This window comes from Bacillus sp. SJ-10 (assembly GCF_002843505.1).
GTDB lineage: Bacteria > Bacillota > Bacilli > Bacillales > Bacillaceae > Bacillus > Bacillus velezensis.
Window position 1 is genome coordinate 1,558,436 of record NZ_CP025258.1, and the last position, 21,188, is coordinate 1,579,623.

The 21,188-nt window shown below is 47.2% G+C and carries 20 protein-coding genes; 16 read left to right on the top strand and 4 right to left on the bottom strand.

What is annotated here, in order from left to right; translation table 11 throughout:
* Nucleotides 1-18: 18 nt before the first annotated feature.
* On the bottom strand, nt 19-888 hold the full coding sequence (locus CXL14_RS07905; protein WP_014418810.1) for an endonuclease I family protein: 870 nt from the start codon (nt 886-888) through the stop codon (nt 19-21).
* A 195-nt stretch (nt 889-1,083) separates the two neighbouring features.
* Here CXL14_RS07905 and allC point away from each other — a divergent pair, with 195 nt between their 5' ends.
* The 5 genes from allC (at nt 1,084) to CXL14_RS07935 (ending at nt 7,673) form a co-directional block, all read left to right on the top strand.
* A complete protein-coding gene (gene allC, locus CXL14_RS07910) occupies nt 1,084-2,325 on the top strand; it encodes an allantoate deiminase (protein WP_014418809.1) in 1,242 nt (413 codons plus the stop codon).
* An 18-nt stretch (nt 2,326-2,343) separates the two neighbouring features.
* Nucleotides 2,344-3,597, top strand: coding sequence for a pyridoxal-phosphate-dependent aminotransferase family protein (locus CXL14_RS07915; RefSeq protein WP_014418808.1), 1,254 nt, complete (start codon nt 2,344-2,346; stop codon nt 3,595-3,597).
* Between the two features lie 121 nt (nt 3,598-3,718).
* The gene (locus CXL14_RS07920; protein ID WP_101287752.1) at nt 3,719-4,915 is read left to right on the top strand and encodes an MFS transporter; all 1,197 of its coding nucleotides are present in this window, start codon (nt 3,719-3,721) and stop codon (nt 4,913-4,915) included.
* A gap of 57 nt (nt 4,916-4,972) precedes the next feature.
* Complete coding sequence (locus CXL14_RS07925) at nt 4,973-6,106, top strand: hypothetical protein (RefSeq protein WP_014418806.1); 1,134 nt, start codon at nt 4,973-4,975, stop codon at nt 6,104-6,106.
* Nucleotides 6,107-6,545: 439 nt separating this feature from the next.
* Nucleotides 6,546-7,673, top strand: a complete 1,128-nt coding sequence (locus CXL14_RS07935; RefSeq protein ID WP_014418805.1) for a Rap family tetratricopeptide repeat protein — start codon at nt 6,546-6,548, stop codon at nt 7,671-7,673.
* Between the two features lie 307 nt (nt 7,674-7,980).
* On the opposite strand, the gene CXL14_RS07940 is transcribed toward CXL14_RS07935, so the two are convergent.
* A complete protein-coding gene (locus CXL14_RS07940; RefSeq protein ID WP_014418804.1) occupies nt 7,981-9,576 on the bottom strand; it encodes a PucR family transcriptional regulator in 1,596 nt (531 codons plus the stop codon).
* A gap of 179 nt (nt 9,577-9,755) precedes the next feature.
* Between CXL14_RS07940 and CXL14_RS07945 the strand changes: the two genes are divergently transcribed.
* The 6 genes from CXL14_RS07945 (at nt 9,756) to yunB (ending at nt 15,562) form a co-directional block, all read left to right on the top strand.
* On the top strand, nt 9,756-11,120 hold the full coding sequence (locus CXL14_RS07945) for an allantoinase (protein WP_014418803.1): 1,365 nt from the start codon (nt 9,756-9,758) through the stop codon (nt 11,118-11,120).
* Between the two features lie 72 nt (nt 11,121-11,192).
* Complete coding sequence (locus CXL14_RS07950) at nt 11,193-11,546, top strand: YunG family protein (RefSeq protein ID WP_007408736.1); 354 nt, start codon at nt 11,193-11,195, stop codon at nt 11,544-11,546.
* A 26-nt stretch (nt 11,547-11,572) separates the two neighbouring features.
* Complete coding sequence (locus CXL14_RS07955; protein ID WP_014418802.1) at nt 11,573-12,424, top strand: DUF72 domain-containing protein; 852 nt, start codon at nt 11,573-11,575, stop codon at nt 12,422-12,424.
* Nucleotides 12,425-12,443: 19 nt separating this feature from the next.
* The gene (locus CXL14_RS07960; RefSeq protein WP_007613562.1) at nt 12,444-13,265 is read left to right on the top strand and encodes a sulfite exporter TauE/SafE family protein; all 822 of its coding nucleotides are present in this window, start codon (nt 12,444-12,446) and stop codon (nt 13,263-13,265) included.
* Between the two features lie 17 nt (nt 13,266-13,282).
* Entirely contained in the window at nt 13,283-14,677 is a 1,395-nt protein-coding gene (locus CXL14_RS07965) for a bifunctional metallophosphatase/5'-nucleotidase (RefSeq protein ID WP_014418801.1), read from the top strand.
* 126 nt (nt 14,678-14,803) lie between these two features.
* Nucleotides 14,804-15,562, top strand: coding sequence for a sporulation protein YunB (gene yunB, locus CXL14_RS07970; RefSeq protein ID WP_014418800.1), 759 nt, complete (start codon nt 14,804-14,806; stop codon nt 15,560-15,562).
* 37 nt (nt 15,563-15,599) lie between these two features.
* Here the strand turns inward: yunB and lytH are convergent, their stop codons facing one another.
* On the bottom strand, nt 15,600-16,577 hold the full coding sequence (gene lytH / locus CXL14_RS07975) for an L-Ala--D-Glu endopeptidase (protein ID WP_014418799.1): 978 nt from the start codon (nt 16,575-16,577) through the stop codon (nt 15,600-15,602).
* 202 nt (nt 16,578-16,779) lie between these two features.
* On the opposite strand from lytH, the gene lipA reads away from it, so the two are divergent.
* From lipA to CXL14_RS08000, 4 genes are all read left to right on the top strand, one after another.
* Nucleotides 16,780-17,676 carry a lipoyl synthase gene (lipA, locus tag CXL14_RS07980; RefSeq protein WP_003151923.1) on the top strand — a complete coding sequence of 299 codons (897 nt, stop codon included), beginning with the start codon at nt 16,780-16,782 and terminating at the stop codon, nt 17,674-17,676.
* A gap of 217 nt (nt 17,677-17,893) precedes the next feature.
* Complete coding sequence (locus CXL14_RS07990; RefSeq protein ID WP_003151928.1) at nt 17,894-18,169, top strand: YutD family protein; 276 nt, start codon at nt 17,894-17,896, stop codon at nt 18,167-18,169.
* A gap of 25 nt (nt 18,170-18,194) precedes the next feature.
* Complete coding sequence (locus CXL14_RS07995) at nt 18,195-18,629, top strand: DUF86 domain-containing protein (protein WP_014418798.1); 435 nt, start codon at nt 18,195-18,197, stop codon at nt 18,627-18,629.
* 33 nt (nt 18,630-18,662) lie between these two features.
* Nucleotides 18,663-19,433: a TIGR01457 family HAD-type hydrolase gene (locus CXL14_RS08000; RefSeq protein WP_007613557.1), complete on the top strand. Its 771-nt coding sequence runs from the start codon at nt 18,663-18,665 to the stop codon at nt 19,431-19,433.
* A gap of 27 nt (nt 19,434-19,460) precedes the next feature.
* Here the strand turns inward: CXL14_RS08000 and CXL14_RS08005 are convergent, their stop codons facing one another.
* Nucleotides 19,461-19,961 carry a phosphatidylglycerophosphatase A family protein gene (locus CXL14_RS08005; protein WP_003151934.1) on the bottom strand — a complete coding sequence of 167 codons (501 nt, stop codon included), beginning with the start codon at nt 19,959-19,961 and terminating at the stop codon, nt 19,461-19,463.
* A gap of 153 nt (nt 19,962-20,114) precedes the next feature.
* On the opposite strand from CXL14_RS08005, the gene yutH reads away from it, so the two are divergent.
* On the top strand, nt 20,115-21,131 hold the full coding sequence (gene yutH / locus CXL14_RS08010) for a spore coat-associated protein CotNH (protein ID WP_031304103.1): 1,017 nt from the start codon (nt 20,115-20,117) through the stop codon (nt 21,129-21,131).
* The last annotated feature ends 57 nt before the right edge of the window (nt 21,132-21,188 follow it).

Consider the following 21,188-nt stretch of genomic DNA (forward strand, 5'->3'; position numbering starts at 1 on the left):
TCACTTCTTATGATACGATTACCAGATTTCGTCCGCCCATTCCGGATGGTCGATAAACGGATTGCGGTTATGCTGATAGTCTTCGTAAATGATTTCGTTCCGCCGTTTTTCCTTACTGTCGACGGGGTCTTGTTGATTCCATTTGAGCAAAACGGACAGTTTTCCCATGTAAGGAGCTGAGCCGTTTCCGGTTTTATCATTCAGCTCAAGGTCAGGATACCCGTCTTCTCCTTCATAACGCACCGCCATGTAAAACAGCATGCGGGCGACATCTCCTTTGACCTCATCGCGCGGTTCCCAGGAATCACCGTCGTAATAATTGCCCGGCGCTTTCGGGTATTCTGAGCCGCCGTTATCAAAATCCATGTTTCCTCTGGCACTGTTCACCTGGACGTCTGCAGGGCGCAGATGATGAATGTCCGTCCCGGGGCCGGCAGCTGTTCCGAAGTTTCCGTGTGACTTTGCCCATACGTGTTCACGGTTCCAGTCTCCGCCGCTGCCGCCGTTTTTACTTTTGGCCCGTGATTCTTGGGTGTAGAGCAAGATGACATTGTTCGGATTTGCCGGATCTTCGTCAGTTTCCTTCAATGCATTCCATACTTGGCTGTAAGACAGCTTTGTATGTCCGCTGATGATGCGGTGCAGGGCGCTCTTTAAGGCTGTTCCGCTTTTTCCGGAAGCTTCTTTGTAATATGTGTCCGTATCCGCAGACGGAGTGATGACAGCTGAGGCAGTTTGCGGAAAAAGAGTTGTGCCGCCGGCAGTTGAAACCGCCATCCGGCTGTACAGATTCGTGTCAGCCGGCGCGCCCGCAGAGGCTGACGGCGCGGCCCATCCAAAAATGAAAAACAGGCAGACAATCGGCAGAAACCAAAGTTTTTTTGTCATGACTTGCCCTCCTTTACCTCTATTATCCAAAAAATAAATCTAATATTCTATCTTTTTTGAAAAATGGTTCCTTCGGCTTATTGGTCAAAGTATCCGGAAAATCATTGATTTTTTGGAAGATATGATAATGAACTCGTTATGCGCTCCTTCTATAATGAAGATCATCTTGTCAGCAGTTTAAAAAGGAGGGCGTGTATGGAACACCAGCAGCTTTCGGCGGCGAATATCGGGATTTCCGATGATATACAATGGCTGTCTCAATTCGGCGCTTCCGCTTCCGGCGGAGTGACGAGGCTTTTATATACGAAAGAATGGATGGACGCCCAGCTTGCCGTCAAAAAGAAAATGGAGGCGTTCGGGCTGGAAACGGCATTTGACGATGTCGGTAACGTATTCGGCCGGCTGAACGGCACAGAATCGCCTGATGAGGTGATTCTGACCGGGTCGCATATTGACACTGTTATTGACGGCGGCAAATATGACGGTGCGTTCGGCGTGCTGGCGGGCATGCTGGCGATCCGGCATTTGCATGAGACGTGCGGGCGTCCGAAAAAAACGCTGGAAGCTGTGTCGCTCTGTGAAGAGGAAGGGAGCCGTTTTCCCATCACCTATTGGGGCTCAGGCAATATCACCGGTGCTTTCTCACTTTCAGATGCGGAAACGCCGAAAGACGCGTCCGGCATTTCTCTGAAAGAAGCCATGCGGCATAACGGCTTCGGTGCAGGCCGTTATCCGGCGCCGCTGCGCACTGATATTAGTGCCTTTCTGGAAATTCATATAGAACAGGGGCAAACGCTTGAACGATCGGGAAAGGATATCGGGATTGTCACCGGGATTGCCGGACAGAGACGCTATACCGTTACGCTTGACGGTGAATGCAACCATGCGGGGACCACTTCAATGAAATGGCGGAAAGATCCGCTCGCGGCGGGAAGCAGCATCATCCATGAACTCATGCTCTCAGCGGAAAGACAGCCGGAAGAGCTCCGCCTGACGTGCGGGAAAATGACGGTTGAGCCGAATATGGCGAATGTCATTCCGGGCCGTATCCAGTTTTCCGTTGATATTCGCCACCGGCAGGAAGACGTGCTGGCAGCCTTCCATCAGAAACTGGTATCGATTGTTGAAAACATCAGCCGCAGCAAAGGAGTCAGACCCTTTATTGATGAATATATGAGGATAGAGCCGGTTCAAATGGATCAGAAACTGACGCGAACCGCAGCGGAGGCTGCAAAAGAACAGGGGGCGGACCCGGAGAAAATCGTAAGCGGAGCGGGACATGACGCCCAGATGCTCGGCAGAACCTTTCCGGCCTGCATGCTGTTTGTGCCGAGCCGTGGCGGGATCAGCCACTCGCCGCTTGAATTCACATCCGCACATCAGCTTGAAACCGGCGTCCTTACGCTGGCGAATGTATTACATAAACTTGCCTATTAACGTAAAGGGGGAATCGGCATGCCGACCAGAAAAGAATTGTGCATTCCGCAAAGAACGATTATGACACCGGGACCGACAGAAGCTGAACCGAGAGTGCTGAGGGCGATGGGCGCTCCGATCATCGGCCAGTTTGACCCGGCATTTACCGGCATCATGAACGAAACGATGCAAATGCTCCGTGAATTGTTTCAAACGGAAAACCGCTGGGCCTATCCGATTGACGGCACATCAAGAGCGGGGATTGAGGCTGTTCTCGCAAGTGTGATAGAACCGGGCGACAGCGTGCTCATTCCGATATACGGACGCTTCGGATACCTGCTGACTGAAATCGCCGAGCGGTACGGAGCGGACGTTCATACGATCGAGTGTGAATGGGGAGCGGTCTTCCGGCCTGACGAGATTATCAGCGAGATGAAAAAGATTTCCCCGAAAATCGTCGCTATGGTGCACGGAGAAACATCAACGGGGCGGATTCAGCCGCTGAAAGAAATCGGAGAAGCGTGCCGCGCCCAAGACGCACTCTTTATCGTGGATGCCGTGGCCACGATCGGAGGCTGCGCCGTAAAAACGGATGAATGGAAGATTGACGCAGTCATCGGGGGAACGCAAAAATGCCTATCGGTCCCTTCCGGAATGGCGCCGATTACTTATAATGACCGGACGGCCGCTGTCATTGCCGCGCGTAAAAAGGTAGAACGGGGCATTGCGACGGCGGCTGACGGCAAAATGCTGTCCGGTCATCGGCCCATTACGAGCAACTATTTTGATCTGAGCCAGCTCGAAGATTATTGGAGTGAAAGAAGGCTGAATCACCATACAGAAGCGACAGCAATGCTTTATGCGCTGCGGGAGGGTGTGCGCCTTGTCCTGGAAGAAGGACTTGAAGAACGGTTCCGCAGGCATCGGCGTCATGAAAAAGCGCTTACGGCGGGACTTGCAGCGATGGGCCTTGATTTATTCGGCGATCCGGAGGCGAAGCTGCCTGTCGTCACATGTGTGAAGATTCCGCCGGAAGCAGACGGCGAATCGATCAGAAGGATGCTTTTGTCTCAATTCGGAATTGAAATCGCCAGCTCGTTCGGTCCGCTGCAGGGGAAAATTTGGAGAATCGGAACGATGGGCTACAGCTGCAGAAAGGAAAATGTACTGTTTGTGCTGGCCGGACTTGAAGCGATTCTGATCAGACACGGTGTTGCCGTTAAAGCCGGGGAAGCGCTGCAGGCGGCCCTTGACATATATGATCTGCCGGCTGAAACCGGTGTGCTGTCATGAAACATGAAAACGAGATTGAAATCATCTGGACTTTTTTCCCTTTTGCCCGTTATACTGAATGGTATAAAAAATGACAAATATGGAATGGTCATCTGTTTGTCTGGGGAGAAGGTAAGAAATCATGGCGTACATAGGCCGATTGTCAATTTTAATGCTGAATATGTTTATTGCGATGCTTGGAATCGGATTGATTATTCCGATTATGCCCGCATATATTACCGAATTCGGTGCGACGGGGAGCACGATGGGTCTGCTTGTTGCGGCGGCGGGGCTTACACAGCTTTTATTTGCGCCTATTGCCGGGGAAATAACCGACAAATACGGACGGCGGAAACTGATTATTTTCGGCATCGCCGCCTTTGCCGTGTCACAACTGATCTTCGCCTTTGCCGGAAGCCTGTGGCAACTGTTCGCATCCCGGCTTTTAGGCGGAATGGGCGCGGCGTTTTTAATGCCGTCAATGTTCGCTTACATAGCGGATATTACGACCGAAGAAGAACGCGGGAAAGGAATGGGGCTGTTCAGCGCGGCGATGACGCTCGGTGTCGTCATCGGGCCCGGTGTCGGAGGCTATTTGGTTCATTACGGCATGTCTGTGCCGTTCATCGTGTCTGCAAGTCTCGCCTGGTTTTCAAGTGTGCTTTCATTTTTCTTTCTGCCCGAAACGCTGGGACGTGAAAAGCAGCTGGAAGCCCGGGCAAAAACGGAAAAACGTGAGCATCTGTTTAAGCAAATGTCACGCGCGCTCAAGTCGCCGTTCGCGTTTATGCTGATTCTGGTTTTTGTGCTGAACTTCGGAATTATGAACTTTGAATCTGTTTTCGGCCTTTACGTTGACCATAAACACGGATTTAAAGCCTCTGATATTGCCTTTATTATTACGGCTGCGGGTCTCATCGGCGTGTTTGTGCAGGCGGTCGGCGTCAGTTATCTCGTCCGCAAGTTCGGGGAAAAGCGCGTCATTAACGTGACGTTGATCGGGGCTGCTGCAGGACTTGTGTGGTGCCGGTTTGCGGGTTCCTATTGGACTGTTTTTGCTGCGGCAATCTTTTTTCTGACGCTGACATCGCTGCTCCGGCCGGCGGTTAATACGATGCTGTCGAAGCTCGCCGGTGACCAGCAGGGGTTTGCCGGAGGGATGAACACCTCATTCATCAGCTTAGCGAATATCGCCGGACCGTCAGCCGCCGGTTTTCTCTTTGATGTAAATATGGAATTTCCGTATATGCTGGGAGCGGCCATTCTCGCCATCAGTTTTCTGGCCGCGCTTGGCTGGGGCAAAAAGACACAGACCCGGCCGTTCACGCAGCAAGGATAAGAATCAAAAGCCTCCGGGTATCCGGAGGCTTTTTGCTATCTCATAGGGAGGAAAAAAATGAATAGACTTAAAACCCTGTTTATTTTCATTTGCATACTGATCGTCACAACCTCTTGCGGTCTCATCCCAACTGGGAATGAAAAAGAGGAAAAAAGCAGCAATCAAAAGACTGTATTAAAGGATATTGACAATGCGAGTTTTATTGTTGGTTTTTCCAACACTTTAGATAGGGGAAGTGAGATTGGGGTTTACAGTGAAGATGGTACTAAAATGGATAGCTTGGAATTGAAAGGTGGTATAAATTTTACGATGTCTTCACATAACAAAAACGATACGTACTTCTCATCAAATAGAAGCAATAATCACTTGATGATAGACAATAAAACCGGAACAATAAACAAAATAAATGAAAAGAGTTTGTCAAAAACAACTGAGGATGAAGGTGCTTTCTTTATAAGAAGTTCTGACGGTTATATCATCCATGACATTAACGTTGGATATACAGACAAAGGGCTGGAGAGTGAATTGGTATATTGGAAGGAAAACAGCCGAAAAAACAAGAAACAAATAAAGCTTGACGGAGAACTTGGATCAGCAATCGTCGCTAAAAATAAAATTTATGTCATTTCAAGTGATGAAGAAAGTATGTCCATCCTTTCAATTAACCCAGAGACAAATAAGCAAGAGAACAAGGCATCCATACCGAATAAAGGGATATACTTCATGGATGAAAAGGATGCATTCCAAGCTTTAGATGAAAATACATTTGTACTGGCAGTTAATGATAACGTGAATGAGAAAGAGATTTCTAAGCTCATATTAATAGACAAAGAGACGCTAAAGGTGAAAAAAGAAGTCGAGATGGAGAAAGGGTTTCATCCTGCAAAATTGAAAATAGTAAAAGATAAAGTCTTAGCCGTTTCTTTTGATGGGAAGCTGCAGATATTTGATAAAAAAATGGTTAAGAAAAACTCTTTTGATTTTTATGCTGGGGATGATAACAAATTAATGAATGATGTTCAATTCACTGACAGAGAGATGTATGTTTTACTCAAAAACTTTGATATCCAGCGCGATAAGAAGCTTGGAGACATCACGTCTTATGATTTGAAATCAGGCAAAAAGCTAAAAACAATCCCGCTAAAAGCAAAAAAAGAGTGGGAAATTGCACGTTTTGAAATTTTAAAATAAGTTTAGGTGATTAGATCAGCTCCAGTTCATTCTGCATATATTTACTCATCATTACCGGGAGATTCCAGCATGGTTCAGTGTACGCTGTATAGGACAATAAGGATCATTGAAGGGATGGATTGACATGAATAGTATTAGGTACATATTGTATTTTGTGATTTCTTTCGTTTTACAGCTTCTCTGGTTCTTCTTAGTAAAAGAAAATTCTAATGCAACTATACTGGACATGTTGATGATGTCTCTATTATTCACATTATTTATTTTCATCTTAGATAAATTTCTCAAAAAAAAGCAGGCTGCATAAGGCCTTCTTTTTTGTTGTAGACTTAAAACTCAAAACTAAGATTTATGATCAAGACAAATGAAATTTTGCGGTTTTATTGCGGACATACATAATTTTGGAAATGTTAGAATATGATATAAAAGGAGGAGTGGCCTTGTGAGTTCTGTTTTACCATCATCGGAGGTTGGCGTTAAGATTAATGAATGGTACAAAATGATACGTCAGTTCAGTGTTCCGGATGCGGAGATTTTGAAAGCGGAAGTGGAACAAGAAATAAATGAGATGGAAGAAGACGAGTATCTACTGATTTACTACACCCTCATGAAATTCCGCCATCAGCTTATGCTGGATTATTTAGAACCGGTGACTACCCGCGTGAGACCGACAATTGACGAGCTGCTGGAAAAAATTGAAGCATCAAATAAAGGAATTTCCGGCCTGCTGTGCTATTATTCTTTATTTTTCCGCGGCATGTATGAATTTGATCAAAAGCAGTATGTAAAGGCGATCGGCTTTTATAAAGAGGCTGAAAAACAACTCGTTCATGTGCATGATGAAATTGAGAGAGCGGAGTTTCATTTTAAACTGGCTGAAGCATATTACGGTATGAAACAAAGCCACGTCTCCATGCATCACGTAAAGCAAGCGCTCGATATTTACGATCAGTATGAGTTGTATAAGGTCCGGAAAATTCAATGTCTATTTGTCATATCAGGGAATTATTGTGATTTTAAACGTTATGAGAAGAGTCAGCCGCACCTTGAAAAGGCTCTTAAATTATCGAAAGAGTTAGATAATAGTAGGTTGATTAGTTCTGCTCTTTATAATTTGGGTGCAAATTACGCTGATAGGGGAGAACATTCACAGGCTGAAAACTTCTTGAAACAAGCTGTTGAAATTACAGAAAAAGCAAAGCTGAGTAACTTACCTCATTCCTTGTTTTCTTATGCGAAGGTTCTTTTTAAACAAGGGAAAATGGCTGAAGGAATGCAAGCGAGTAAGAAAGGATTATCGGCAGCAGTATCCCAAGGGGATAAGCTTTTTGAGTCACTACAAGGCTATCTCAAAGCTCTTTATGTAGACGCTGTGAATCAGCAAGGGATAAACGATACGATCGAATACCTGGAGAAAAATAAGAATTATTCATATGTTGAAGACATCGCCTGTGAAACTGCTTCGATTTATGCAGATTCAAAGGAATTTGAAACGTCTTATTTTTATCATAAAAAAATGGTAGATACGCAAACACAAATTCAAAGGGGAGAATGCCTGTATGAATTTTAAAAAAAGCATCTTCATTATTTTGGGTCTGTCGTTATCTTTAGTATGCGGATTGGGTGTGAACACAGTGGAAAAAACACATGATACCTTTCAAACTGCTTCGGATCGTTTTCAGACTTGAACAGCAAAAGCCTTTTCTTCGGGAAAGGCTTTTTTAGTTTAGATTAGAGTCTGCTGAAAATCATAACTAACGGCTGATGATGTCAATGGAAGCAGATTTTGACGGCAGCATTTTTTGAGAATTAAGCTGAATCAATCCCACTTAAATAGGATGCGGGAGAACACCCGCATCCCTGTCTCTAACGATTTCTTAACCGATCAGCCGCTGCATTCTCAGCGCGAGCCGCAGGCGCATCGTCGTTTCCGGATCTTTTAAGCTTTTGCCGAGCAGTTCCTCGCATTTTTCTAAACGATAGATCACCGTATTTCGATGGACGTACAGGCGCTTAGCCGTTTCTGAAATCTGGCAGTGGGTCTCCAGGTAAACAGACAGCGTATGAAGCAGGCTCTGGTCCTCCTTTTGCCGGTCGGCCAGGCTTTGGAGGGTGGCTTCGTAAAACTTTTTCACATCTTCCGCGGGAAGCAGGCGGAGCAGCTCCGGCACGTCTTTGGCATGATAGATTTGAATAAACTCCGCGCTTCTGGACAAATGCCCGGATGAAATGGCGTCTGAAGCTTCGGTAAAAGCGTCAGGGACGTCGATCAGCTTTTGGCATATGTTTGAGATGCCGAAGGAGACAGTCCGTTTAAACTGCGTCCGGACCTGCTTTTGAAACTGCTCCAAAAAGCTGATGACAGACGCGTGCATTTCATTCCAGCTGTCTGTCGCTTCAATTAAAAGAATACCGACATTTCCTTTAATAAAGAGATGAGGGGGAAACGGAAAGGATGACAGCTCTCCTTCAAGCAGATCAAATACATGATCGGAAACGAGCTGATTTTCGGTAAAGCTGATCGTTTTCTCATTTCGGTCAAGTTTTCCGCAAATGCACATGTATTTCTGATCCCAGCGGAGCCGGAATTCTTTGGCGCGGCTTTTGATTTCTTCATGGCCGGTAAACGAGCGGTCGATGAAATTGCTGAAAAATTCATTGCGCGCCCGTCTGCCGAATTGTTTGACGGCATTTTCTTTCAGCAGTTCAAAGGAAATGACGTTGGCCGCCTGTTCAATTGTCAAAATCATGCCTTTATCAGCGGTCTGCACCAGCTCCGGAATCACCAGATAACCGCAGTTTTTTTCAACATTCAGAATCGGAAGGACAGAATACGCCTTTCTGTCAGACAGCATGGAAAAGCAGGTGAAATAAGGCCCGGAAAGGGAATAACAGATGTTTTTCAATAAAGACGTGTCAATGGGTATGCGGTGGGACGATGATAAGAGTTTTGTATGCTGATCCAAAAGCAGCACGGGAAGCCGGAGAATGTCTGAGAGCTTCTTAAGCAGGGATTGCAGCCCCTTGCCGCTCATGATGTGGTTTGTAAATTTTTTATGGGCGTAAATGGCCTGCTGGAGCTCATTTGAACGCATATCAAGAATATGGCTCAGAGTGGCGTTGACGATATCTCCGAGCCTGATGTCTTCCGGCAGCTCAATAATCGGAAATTCATACCGGTCGGCAAGCTCCGCGGCATCTTTCGGAATGACATTAAGATAACGTTTCGTTTTGATCCCCAGTCCCGCGCAGCCCCGTTTTGCCATGAGGCGGATCAAATCTTTCAACAGCTGCGGGCGGTCCTTCAAGTGGTAAGCCGTCGTGACGAGCAATTCGTTTTTATGTAAAAAATCAGCGATGTCCGGCGCATCCATCATGTTGACGTGCTGCACCTCCCTCCAGCCGCCGGATTTGCCTGCGATTAATGCGGCCCGCTCATAAGCGGGAATCTTCATCACATCATAAATATTCATCAGTCAATCTCCTTTCAGGTTCTAAAGACAACCATTGGTTAATATGAATAAAAATCATCAAAAATTATAGCGGTTTTGCTGATGTATTACGATCATAGTAGCAGTAAACTGGCAATCATAGACGCATGTTGTGATAAAAACTGACAGAAAATCGTCATCCTTACAGGGAGGAAGATAAAATGGCCTATGACGTAATTGTAAAGGGTGCGAAAGCTGTGCGAAAAGGCGGAACAGAGCGGGTTGATATCGCCGTCAAGGACGGGAAAATTGCCTTAATCGGGCCCGGCATTGACGAAAAGGCGGAACAAGTGGTGCAGGCGGACGGCATGTATGTGTTTCCGGGAGCGGTCGATTGTCACGTGCATTTCAATGAACCCGGCCGCGAAGAATGGGAAGGCATTGAAACCGGCTCAAACATGCTGGCTGCCGGCGGCTGTACGTCTTATTTTGATATGCCGCTTAACTGCATCCCTTCGACGGTAACTGCTGAAAACCTGCTGGCAAAGGCGGAAATCGCCGAACGAAAGTCAGCGGTTGATTTTGCGCTTTGGGGCGGTTTGATGCCCGGATATACCGAACATATCCGGCCGATGGCAGAAGCGGGGGCAATCGGGTTTAAAGCGTTTCTGTCTAAATCGGGAACGGATGAATTTCAATCAGCCGATGAACGGACTCTTTTAAAGGGAATGAAGGAAATCGCGGCGTGCGGCAAGGTTTTGGCTCTGCACGCAGAAAGCGACGCCCTCACCCGATTCCTTGAAGCCGAGTACGCGCTCCAAGGGAAAATTGATGCCCGCGCTTACGCTTCCTCACGTCCGGAAGAGGCCGAATGCGAGGCTGTGCAGCGGGCGATTGAGTATGCAAGAGCGACGGGATGCGCGCTTCATTTTGTACATATCAGCACGAAACGGGCCGTGCTCTCCATTCAGCAGGCGAAAAAAGACGGATTGGATGTCACCGTTGAAACGTGTCCGCACTACTTATTATTCAGCTTTGAAGACTTCCTCAAAAAAGGGGCGGCTGCCAAATGCGCTCCGCCGCTCCGCTCAGAGGCTGATAAAGAGGAATTGATCGGGGTTTTGGCTGAGGGCCTGATTGATATGGTGTCTTCGGATCATTCTCCCTGTCATCCGTCTTTGAAACGCGAGGATAATATGTTTCTGTCGTGGGGCGGGATCAGCGGAGGCCAATTTACGCTTCTCGGCATGATTCAATTAGCGATCGATCATGGGATTCCGTTTGAACATGTGGCCCGATGGACGGCCGAAGCACCGGCCGAGCGCTTCGGTTTAACGAATAAAGGACGGCTTGAAGAAGGATTTGACGCTGATTTTGCCATTGTTCGGCCGGAACCTTTTACCGTCACAAAAGAAACGATGTTTTCCAAACATAAGCAAAGCCTGTATGAAGGCCGCACCTTTCCATACCGAATTGCTGCGACCTACAGCAAGGGGCGCTGTGTGTACCAGGATGGCGGTCGTAAGCAGAGCGGGGCTTTCGGAACATTCCTGAAGCCTTCTGAAATAAAAGAGCCGATTCTCTGATGAGAATCGGCTTTTTTTGTCGTTTGGAAAGCGGGTCTCGTGGTATCTTTTTATAAAAAGGAGTAAAACACATTGTATGATCAAATCTTGAACATATTAACGGCATCGTGGTCGCGCAAGACTAGTACAAAATGGACGGAAGATTGCCCGGCCAAAGGCCAGTGCGGCGTGACGGCTTTAGTCATCCAAGATGTTTACGGCGGTGACATTCTCAAAACAAAAACCGGCACAAGCTGGCATTTTTATAACCGAATAGACGGGGAGATATATGATTTCACGAGCGGTCAGTTTTCAGAGCCGATCGTCTATCAGCACATTCTTTCTTCCAGAGATGAGGCATTTTCGGACACCAATGAACATCAATACCGGTTCCTGAAAAGTGCATTCAGAAAAAACATGGAAACGGAAAGAGAAAAACACCTGTGATAAACTAGAGTGAGAGGTGAAGGATTGTGATTTATATCGGACTGACGGGGTGGGGGGATCATGACAGCATCTATCCGCCTAAAACGGCGGGCCCGCAAAAACTGCAGGCGTATTCCTCCCATTTTCCCATCGTTGAGCTGGACGCGAGCTTTTACGCGATACAGCCCGCCCGCAATAATGAAAGATGGGTCAAAGAGACGCCGGAATCTTTTCAATTTGTCATTAAGGCATATCAAGGAATGACGGGCCATCAGCGCGGCGATATTCCCTTTGAATCGAAGGAAGAAATGTTTGAGGCGTTTAAGCTGTCATTATCGCCGTATATAGAGCATGGAAAGCTTGCCATGGTGCTGTTCCAATTCCCGCCGTGGTTTGACTGCAAGAAAGAAAACGTCGCATATTTAAGATGGTGCAGGCAGCAGATGGGCGATATTCCGTGCGCGCTTGAATTCCGCAACCGGTCTTGGTTTTCCCCGCCATTTTACGAGCAGACGCTTTCCTTTATGAAGGAGGAAGGCTGGATTCACAGCATATGTGACGAGCCGCAAATCGGCGAGGGCAGCATTCCGACCGTCCTGAAAGCAACGGATGAAGAAAAAACGCTTGTCCGTTTTCACGGACGGAACAAGCAGGGCTGGATCAAACCAGACGGCGGACAAAACTGGCGTGAAGTCAGATATTTATACCGCTATAACAAACAGGAGCTCAAAGATTGGAAAAACAATCTTCAGGAGCTGAAAAAGCAGTCGCGCAATCTGTATGTGCTCTTCAACAATAACTCAGGCGGAGACGCCGCCGATAACGGGCTTGAGATGCTTGAAATGTTAGATATCTCATATACCGGGCTTGCTCCGAAGCAGCTCGACCTATTCAGCTAGAAAAGAGGTTTCAAGACACATGTCTTATCTTATTTTGATCATATTAGGATTTATCGCGGGAACGGTCGGCAGCCTGATCGGGCTTGGGGGAGGAATTATCATCGTGCCGGCGATGCTCTATTTAAGCACGATGACTCCGTTTTTTCATGACGTAACACCGCAGACTGCCATCGGCACGTCCCTTTTGGTGATTATTTTTACGGGCCTGTCATCAACTCTGGCCTATATGAAATATAAAACCGTTGACTACAAAAGCGGACTGATATTTTTTATCGGCTCCGGCCCGGGAAGCATCATCGGCGCGTATTTGTCTAAACTTTTTAATGCGCATACGTTTTCCGTCTGGTTCGGACTTTTTATGATTTTGATTTCCATTACATTAATGCTGAAGGCGAAAGCAAAACCGGTCAATAAAGCGCATAAAGGCATGATCCGGACATATGAGGATGAATCAGGTGAGCTTTATACATATTCGTACCGTATTTTCACCGGTATCGTGATTGCCTTTTTCGTCGGTTTATTGGGCGGTCTTTTCGGCATTGGCGGCGGCTCTCTTATGGTTCCGGCCATGATGCTGTTATTTTTGTTCCCGCCGAAAGTGGCTGTGGCGACGTCAATGCTCATTATTTTCTTATCCTCCGTGACGGGTTCCGTGTCACATATCGCAGAGGGCCATGTCAATTGGCTGTATGCGCTGTGCCTCGTTCCGGGCGCGTGGTTCGGCGGCAAAATGGGCGCGTGGGTCAATAAGCGGGTGCAGACGAAAACGATCGTGCTTTTCATGCGGGTCGTCTTGATTTTGATCGGCTGTGAATTGATTTATCAAGGGATATTCAGCTAAAAGGTAGGAGAGATGGTATGTTAGAGAAGCTCCGTTTATATCATACGAATGATTTGCACAGCCATTTCGAAAATTGGCCGAAAATCGTACATTATATTGAGCAGAAGAGAAATGAACATGAAAAAGACGGGGAGGAAACACTCGTATTCGACATCGGCGATCATATGGACCGATTCCAAATGATAACGGAAGCGACCTTCGGCAAAGCGAATGTCGACTTGTTAAATCGGCTTGAGATTGATGCGGCTGCCGTCGGGAATAATGAAGGAATTACGCTGCCTCACGATGAGCTGGCGGATTTATATACCCATGCCGCGTTTCCCGTCATTGTGTCCAACCTGTTTGACGCGGACGGACAGCGGCCGGAATGGGCCGAGCCCTACGTGATCAAAACGCTGAAAAACGGGATGACCGCCGGCATACTGGGCGTCACGGTGCCGTATTATCCCGTCTATCAAAAACTAGGCTGGACGGTGACGGATGCGGAAAAAAGCATTCAAGAATCACTTGACGATATCAAGGGCAAAGCGGATATCATCATTCTGCTTTCTCATTTAGGCCTGATCGATGACCGGGCCGCAGCGGAAAAATTTCCCGACATCGATGTCATTCTTGAATCACATACGCACCACCTTCTTGAGGACGGACAGGACATAAACGGTGTATTGCTTGCATGTGCGGAGAAATACGGGAACTATGTCGGCTGTGTCGAGCTGACGATAGAAAGTGAATCACGAACCATTGTCAGCAAACAGGCATCTGTACAGAAAATGGCTGATTGGCACGGGGAATCTGAAGATACGGCGGCTTTTCTGAAAGAGAAAGAAAGGGAAGCGGAAAACCTGCTCTCCGAACAAGTCGCCAACCTGAATGAAGAAGCCGGCGTGAAGTGGTTTGAGGAATCGCCGCTCCCGCTTCTATTAGCCGAAGCGCTGAAAAGCTGGTGCGGCTGTGAAGTCAGCATGGTGAATTCAGGCGTCATTTTGGGGCCTTTACAGAAGGGGCCTGTCACAAAGCTTGACCTGCACCGCATCTGCCCTCATCCGATCAATCCGGTGGCCGTTCGTCTTTCAGGCAGGGAACTCCAGGAAACAATCAGCCAGGCCGCCTCGGAACAAATGGAGCAGCTGCGGATAAAAGGTCTCGGCTTCCGCGGGGAAGTGATGGGCAGGATGGTATATGCCGGAGCGGAGGCAGAGGCCGGCATTCTTGAAGACGGTGTGACGCATCTCCTCAATGTGAAAGTGAACGGAGAAGAGATTGATCCGGAGCGGATATACTCGGTTGCCGTTCTCGACATGTTTACACTCGGAAAGCTGTTCCCTTACATCCGCGATTCAAAAGAAAAACAATACTTTATGCCTGAGTTTTTAAGGGATCTGCTCGCCTGGAAGCTCGCGCGGCAGCCGTAATGTCGTATAGCTGCCCGCCGTTCCATCTCATCCGAGTAAAGGTAAGCGGGACTTTTTAAGAGTAAAAATAAAATACTATGTCCCCTCTTACAAGCATACATTGTGATATGTAAGGGGGGATTTTTCTTGCCTAGATACCGGAGCGCTCTTCGCAAGAGAGGGCCTTTGCCTTTTCGATATGTGCTTCTTCTGTCGTTTGCTTTTTTTATCATATCGACGGTCATCAGCCTTTGGATGATCAACTCCTCAATCAAACCGGTGCTGATGAACATCGGAGAAATGGAAACCAAACGGGTGGCGACAGAGGTCATTACGGAATCCATTGAAGAATACATGTCTCACAGCGACAATGTGAAAGATATGGTCGATATGAAAACGGATGAAAACGGAAAAGTCACAACGATGGATTTTAATACACAAATGGTCAACAGCATGAAGGCGAAAGTGACAAAGCAGCTTCAGGCTCATCTGAAGGAAGCGGAGTCGAACAATAAGCAGCATGAAACAGAAAAAGGCGCGAAAACGGCCGATGAAATTATGATCGATATTCCCTTAGGGCAGGTCACGGGAAACAGCATTCTCGGAAATCTCGGGCCGAAAATCCCCGTGCGCTTTAACCTGATCGGAGATGCGTTAACTGATGTGAAAACAAAAATAAAGCCGTACGGCATTAACAATGCCCTGATCGATATCAGTATTTTTGTGGAAATTAAAGTAAAGGTCATTATTCCGTTTGCCAGTAAGACATCAGTCGTGACAAATAATATTCCGGTCTCCATTAAAGCGATTCAAGGAGAGGTGCCGCAGTTTTATAACGGAAGCGGCGGGTCAGGTGTGACGCCTTCCGTCCAGCTGCCGAATGAAAAACAGAAGAAAGATAAATAAAAACACACAGCCGCAATCTTTCCTGGCGGCTGTGTGTTTACTTTTTCCTGCGGATTTCTTTTCGTTCCCATGCCCTTAAATGGGGATACGGGTCAAAGGACCATTCCGATCTGCCGTTATCTTTATACATCCCGTAGTGAAGATGCGGCGGAAATTTTCCTGCGGTGCCCGGCGGTCCGTATCCGGAGCTTCCGACAGACCCGATCACCTCTCCGGGTTTGACGATCCGGCCTTTATGCATACCTTTTGCAAAGCCGTTCAGGTGAGCGAAGTAGTGATACGTGTTATTGATATCCCTGATGCCGATTCTCCAGCCTCCGAAACGGTTCCAGCCTTTCATTTCAACAATACCGTAGCAGGTCGATCTGACGGGGAGCCCGTAATTGGCGAACAGATCCGTTCCTTCGTGAATCCGGCGCCCGCCGAAACCCCGGGCGGCGCCCCACGTGCTGCGGTAGCTGTAATCCGTCTTCACGGGAAGCGGAAAGGCGTGCTCTCCGAGATCAAGGCGGCCGAACGTTTTAAACAGTGTCATGAATTCGGTGATAATGCCGACCGTCTGATCACGGCGGTAATAATTCCAGAGGCCGATGCGGATATGGTCAAGATCCGTTCCGAATCCCGCTAAATACTGTGCAAATGTATAAAGGATATCCTCATCATTGCTGACCTCGGCTTTTCCGTCGCCGTCGCCGTCAAGGCCGATCCCGTCAAATACTTTAATGCTGAGAGGCGCATCGTCCTTAGGATTTGGATTTTCAGGGCCGCTCCACAAATGATCCGGAATATAAATGCTGATGATTCCCGCTTTTTCCGGCAGATCCTTTCGGTTCGAGCGGACATTTTCTTCATATTGATCAACCGCCGCAAGCACATACCAAGGAATCTGCGTGACTGCTTCGGCTTTGCGGTACAACTGCATCCGTTCGCCGTAAACAGGAGCCGATTGTTCTTTCCCGCTTGCAGCCGGACAGAAAACTGATAAAAGGAGAAGGGCAGATAACAGAACTTTCACAACATGATCTCCTTTCAGGATTGAATACACATAGTTTGCGGCAACAATCCGAGAAAATGTAAGTAATTCTCTTCCCTTGTCGAGAAATTTTTCCTATGTTAAAGTGACTATTGAATAGAAATCCGCAAGTTTTATATCCATCGTGAAATAGAAATTTTTCGCACACGAACATGAATAAAGGGATAATGGAGATGATGGGGAAATGGCAAAGAAAGACGAGCATCTGAGAAAGCCGGAATGGCTCAAAATAAAGCTGAACACGAATGAAAACTATACGGGTCTGAAAAAATTAATGCGTGAAAATAATCTGCATACCGTATGTGAAGAAGCAAAATGCCCGAACATCCATGAATGCTGGGCTGTCAGACGTACGGCGACGTTCATGATTCTCGGTTCCGTCTGTACGAGAGCATGCCGCTTCTGCGCTGTAAAAACGGGTCTGCCGACTGAGCTGGATCTGCAGGAACCGGAACGCGTAGCTGATTCCGTCGCGCTGATGAATTTAAAACACGCCGTCATCACGGCCGTAGCGCGTGATGATCAGAAAGACGGCGGAGCAGGCGTCTTTGCGGAAACGGTCCGGGCGATCCGCAGAAAAAGCCCGTTCACGACAATTGAAGTGCTGCCATCCGATATGGGCGGAAATTACGACAACCTGAAAACATTAATGGATACCCGTCCTGATATTCTGAACCACAACATTGAAACCGTCCGCCGCCTGACACCGAGAGTCCGGGCCCGCGCAACATATGACCGTTCTTTGGAATTCTTGCGCCGTGCGAAAGAAATGCAGCCTGACATCCCGACGAAATCAAGCATTATGATCGGTCTCGGCGAAACGAAGGAAGAAATTATTGAAGTGATGGACGACCTGCTTGCGAACAATGTCGACATTATGGCGATCGGCCAATACCTGCAGCCGTCGAAAAAACATTTAAAAGTCCAAAAATATTATCATCCGGACGAATTTGCCGAACTGAAAGAAATCGCAATGCAAAAAGGCTTCAGCCACTGTGAAGCAGGCCCGCTTGTCCGTTCTTCCTACCATGCGGATGAACAAGTGAACGAAGCGTCTAAAAAACGCCAGGCCCAAGCATAAGATAAGCTGAAAAAACCCAAAACGCCGCAGGTTTTGGGTTTTTTGTGATGGAGCCGTTTTTGCAGGGAAAAAGTCATTCTTGAATAAGGATCGTCTGAACCGCTACACTGGATATAAAGAGGAAAAATTCTCCGTCCGTCCGAACCGTCTCATTTTGCAATTGATGGACAGAAGTCAATGAATTATGATAGTAAAGAGTGATAAAAGAGGTGAAGACATGATTCTTATTCAAAATGCCGAGTTTGAACTCGTACACGATTTTAAAAACGGCTTTAATGAAGAAGCGTTCAAAGCCCGCTATTCGGACATATTAAATAAATATGATTACATTGTGGGAGACTGGGGATACAGTCAGCTGCGGCTCAAAGGCTTCTTTGATGACCAGAATCAAAAAGCAACCTTTGAAACGAAAATCAGCACATTGGACGAATACATTTACGAATACTGCAATTTCGGCTGCGCGTATTTTGTTTTAAAACGAATCAGAAAATAATTGATGCAGAAGGGGATGCTGTCACGTGTATTTTGTTGACAGAAATAATATCGAACAAACACTCCGTTTTTTTGAGACCCAGCTGGCGCTGTTTGACAGCACGCCTGCATGGCAGAGCGAAATCGAAAAAAGGGCGCTTGAGCGGATCAGCCATCTTATGATCGAATGCATTCTCGATGTCGGAAATGATATGATTGACGGCTTTATCATGCGCGATCCGGGGAGTTATGACGACATCATGGATATTCTGACGGATGAAAAGGTGGTAGCTGAGGATGAAGGAAATAAGCTGAAGCAACTGATCTCTTCCAGAAAGCAGCTTGTACAGGAATATCAGCACGCCGACCATCAGGAGCTGTTAACGCTGATCACGTTAAACAGAGATGTGCTGAAAGCCTTTCCGGCCCGTGTAAGAACCTACCTGGAAACAGAATTAGGGCCTGTTTCCGCATTTAAATAACAACGAGTGAGAAAATCCACAGGAGTGTTGAGTATGAAGGATTATAAAGGATATTTGATAGATTTAGACGGCACAATGTACAACGGGACGGAAAAAATCGAAGAAGCGTGTGAATTTGTGAGAACGCTTAAAGCGCGCGGCATTCCGTATTTATTCGTGACGAACAATTCTTCCCGGACGCCGAAGCAGGTGGCGGACAAGCTGATGAGCTTTGACATTCCGGCATCTGAAGAGCAGGTCTTCACGACGAGCATGGCGACTGCGCAGCATATCGCCCAGCAGAAAAAAGACGCGTCGGTATATGTGATCGGCGAAGAAGGCATCCGTCAGGCCATTGAAGAAAACGGGCTGAGCTTCGGAGAAGAAAACGCGGACTTTGTCGTTGTGGGAATCGACCGCGGCATTACATATGAAAAGTTGGCAACGGGATGCCTTGCGATCAGAAACGGCGCCCGGTTCATTTCAACAAACGGCGACGTCGCCATTCCGACTGAAAGAGGGCTTTTACCAGGGAACGGTTCGCTCACATCCGTTTTGACGGTGTCAACGGGCGTTGAGCCTGTCTTTATCGGCAAGCCTGAATCCATTATTATGGAACAGGCGATGCGTGTGCTCGGAACGGATATTTCCGAAACACTCATGGTCGGCGATAACTATGCCACGGATATTATGGCCGGCATCAATGCGGGCATGGATACGCTGCTGGTTCATACCGGAGTGACAAAGCGTGAGCATATGGCAGATTACGACCAGAAGCCGACATATGCGATTGACTCTTTAACCGAATGGATTGAACATCTATAAAAAAAGGGACGGCCATGACGGCCGTCCTTATTCTGTATTTCTGGCGCTGTGAGCAAGCCGGCTTGAAGCCGCTGCTGCGATTGCGCCGACGATATCATCAAGAAACGTATGGCATTCGCCCGTAGATTTATCATTTAACCGCCCGAGAATGCCGGGTTTTTCTTTGTCAATGTAGCCGTAATTCGTAAAGCCGATTGAGCCGTATATATTCACGATAGAGAAGGCGAGCACCTCGTCAACCCCATACAGGCTTTCATCAATCGCCAGAATGGTCTGAAGCGGTTCAGACAGCTTTTTTTGTTCGGCGAGCACATCTAATTCTATTCCCGTTAAAATGGCGTTTTGCACCTCGCGTTTTGCGATGACACGGTCCACATTGAGCCTGCATACCTCCATCGTCAAATCAGGATGATATTTTTTTTGAAGGAAATACACCAGCTCGGCAATATCGTCCGTCTCAACCCCCCGTTCTTTTAAACGCGCCCTGGCGACAGCTTCCACCTGATTCAGTTGTTCCTTTTCTGACATTTGCTTCACCCAATCTTTTTTTACTAGTTTATACAACATCCTTCCGATGTGTACGATGTTTCTCCACTTATTCAAAGGATTACAATATGTATTCATAATTCCGCCGGCGTATGACTACGATGTGAATAGCTCTAATTTTTCAGGCAGGTGATTATGATGAAAAGCATCATTAAAGAAAAGTACGGCATCCACGTCAGACAGCTCTCCGTTTATCAGAAATACCAATGCTTCCAGACGCCCAATTCCTTCTTTCTTATTATTCCCGTCTCCGGGTTTTCGCAATCAGAGCTGACGGAGCTTTACTACATGAGTCAGTATTTACAAGAACAAAGTGACCCATACGTTTCAGTGTTTATCTTTACGAAGGAAGGAGAACTGACCTTTGAGGACGAAGGCAAAACGTATGCGCTCTTAAAAGCGCCGATTCCCGTCTCAAACCGGTCGTTTTCTGTCGGAGGGGAGCTTGCCGAATTTCACAGAAAAGGGCGGGGTTTTCCGTACGAAGTGAAAGAAGCGGGCAGGATCGGCCAATGGAAGGACTTATGGGGAAAACGGGTGGATCAGCTGGAATCATTCTGGATGCAGAAAATTCATATGTCTCCGCTTGAACCGTTCGAAAAGAAAATGATCGAAGCATTTCCTTATTATTCAGGCTTAGCGGAAAACGCCATTCAATATTTAGTGGATACGGAGCTGGATGACAATCCCGGCGCAGAGGACTCGGGGACAATCTGCCATCAGCGGATGGAACGGGATACCTGGTCGGAGGAATCATTGATCCGCATTCCGGGCGATTGGGTATTCGACCATGCCGCCCGTGATATTGCGGAATATATGCGCAGCACATATTTGTATCATCGTGACGACCTGCTCAAAAATGGGTTTTTGTTTCTGCAGGAATATGAGCAAGTTACGCCGTTATCCTCCTTTTCCAAGCGCCTGTTTTACAGCCGCCTGCTGTTTCCGCTCCATTTCTTCGAGACGGTGGAGAGCTATTACATTTCTCATGATTCTGAAAAACAGTTTTACGAACAGCAGCTTGACTACATTCTTGCCGACTGCACCCGCTATGAACAGTTTTTACAGACATGTCACGACATGATGAATGTCAGGTCGGCGCAGGTTTTTGTCCCGCCTGTGGCGTGGCTCGGAAAAGGAATCAGTTCGTAAGAAAATATGACGTAAAAATATTTAGAAAATAGGGAATCTTGTCATATCAGTGTGTTA

Coding starts and splice junctions, on each gene's coding strand:
- CXL14_RS07920 (WP_101287752.1), top strand. CDS start 3,719: ATGGCGTACATAGGCCGATTGTCAATTTTAATGCTGAATATGTTTATT.
- lipA (WP_003151923.1), top strand. CDS start 16,780: ATGGCAAAGAAAGACGAGCATCTGAGAAAGCCGGAATGGCTCAAAATA.
- CXL14_RS07940 (WP_014418804.1), bottom strand. CDS start 9,576: ATGAATATTTATGATGTGATGAAGATTCCCGCTTATGAGCGGGCCGCA.
- CXL14_RS07925 (WP_014418806.1), top strand. CDS start 4,973: ATGAATAGACTTAAAACCCTGTTTATTTTCATTTGCATACTGATCGTC.
- yutH (WP_031304103.1), top strand. CDS start 20,115: ATGATGAAAAGCATCATTAAAGAAAAGTACGGCATCCACGTCAGACAG.
- CXL14_RS08005 (WP_003151934.1), bottom strand. CDS start 19,961: ATGTCAGAAAAGGAACAACTGAATCAGGTGGAAGCTGTCGCCAGGGCG.
- CXL14_RS07965 (WP_014418801.1), top strand. CDS start 13,283: ATGTTAGAGAAGCTCCGTTTATATCATACGAATGATTTGCACAGCCAT.
- CXL14_RS07945 (WP_014418803.1), top strand. CDS start 9,756: ATGGCCTATGACGTAATTGTAAAGGGTGCGAAAGCTGTGCGAAAAGGC.
- CXL14_RS07915 (WP_014418808.1), top strand. CDS start 2,344: ATGCCGACCAGAAAAGAATTGTGCATTCCGCAAAGAACGATTATGACA.
- CXL14_RS07905 (WP_014418810.1), bottom strand. CDS start 888: ATGACAAAAAAACTTTGGTTTCTGCCGATTGTCTGCCTGTTTTTCATT.
- allC (WP_014418809.1), top strand. CDS start 1,084: ATGGAACACCAGCAGCTTTCGGCGGCGAATATCGGGATTTCCGATGAT.
- CXL14_RS08000 (WP_007613557.1), top strand. CDS start 18,663: ATGAAGGATTATAAAGGATATTTGATAGATTTAGACGGCACAATGTAC.
- CXL14_RS07990 (WP_003151928.1), top strand. CDS start 17,894: ATGATTCTTATTCAAAATGCCGAGTTTGAACTCGTACACGATTTTAAA.
- CXL14_RS07960 (WP_007613562.1), top strand. CDS start 12,444: ATGTCTTATCTTATTTTGATCATATTAGGATTTATCGCGGGAACGGTC.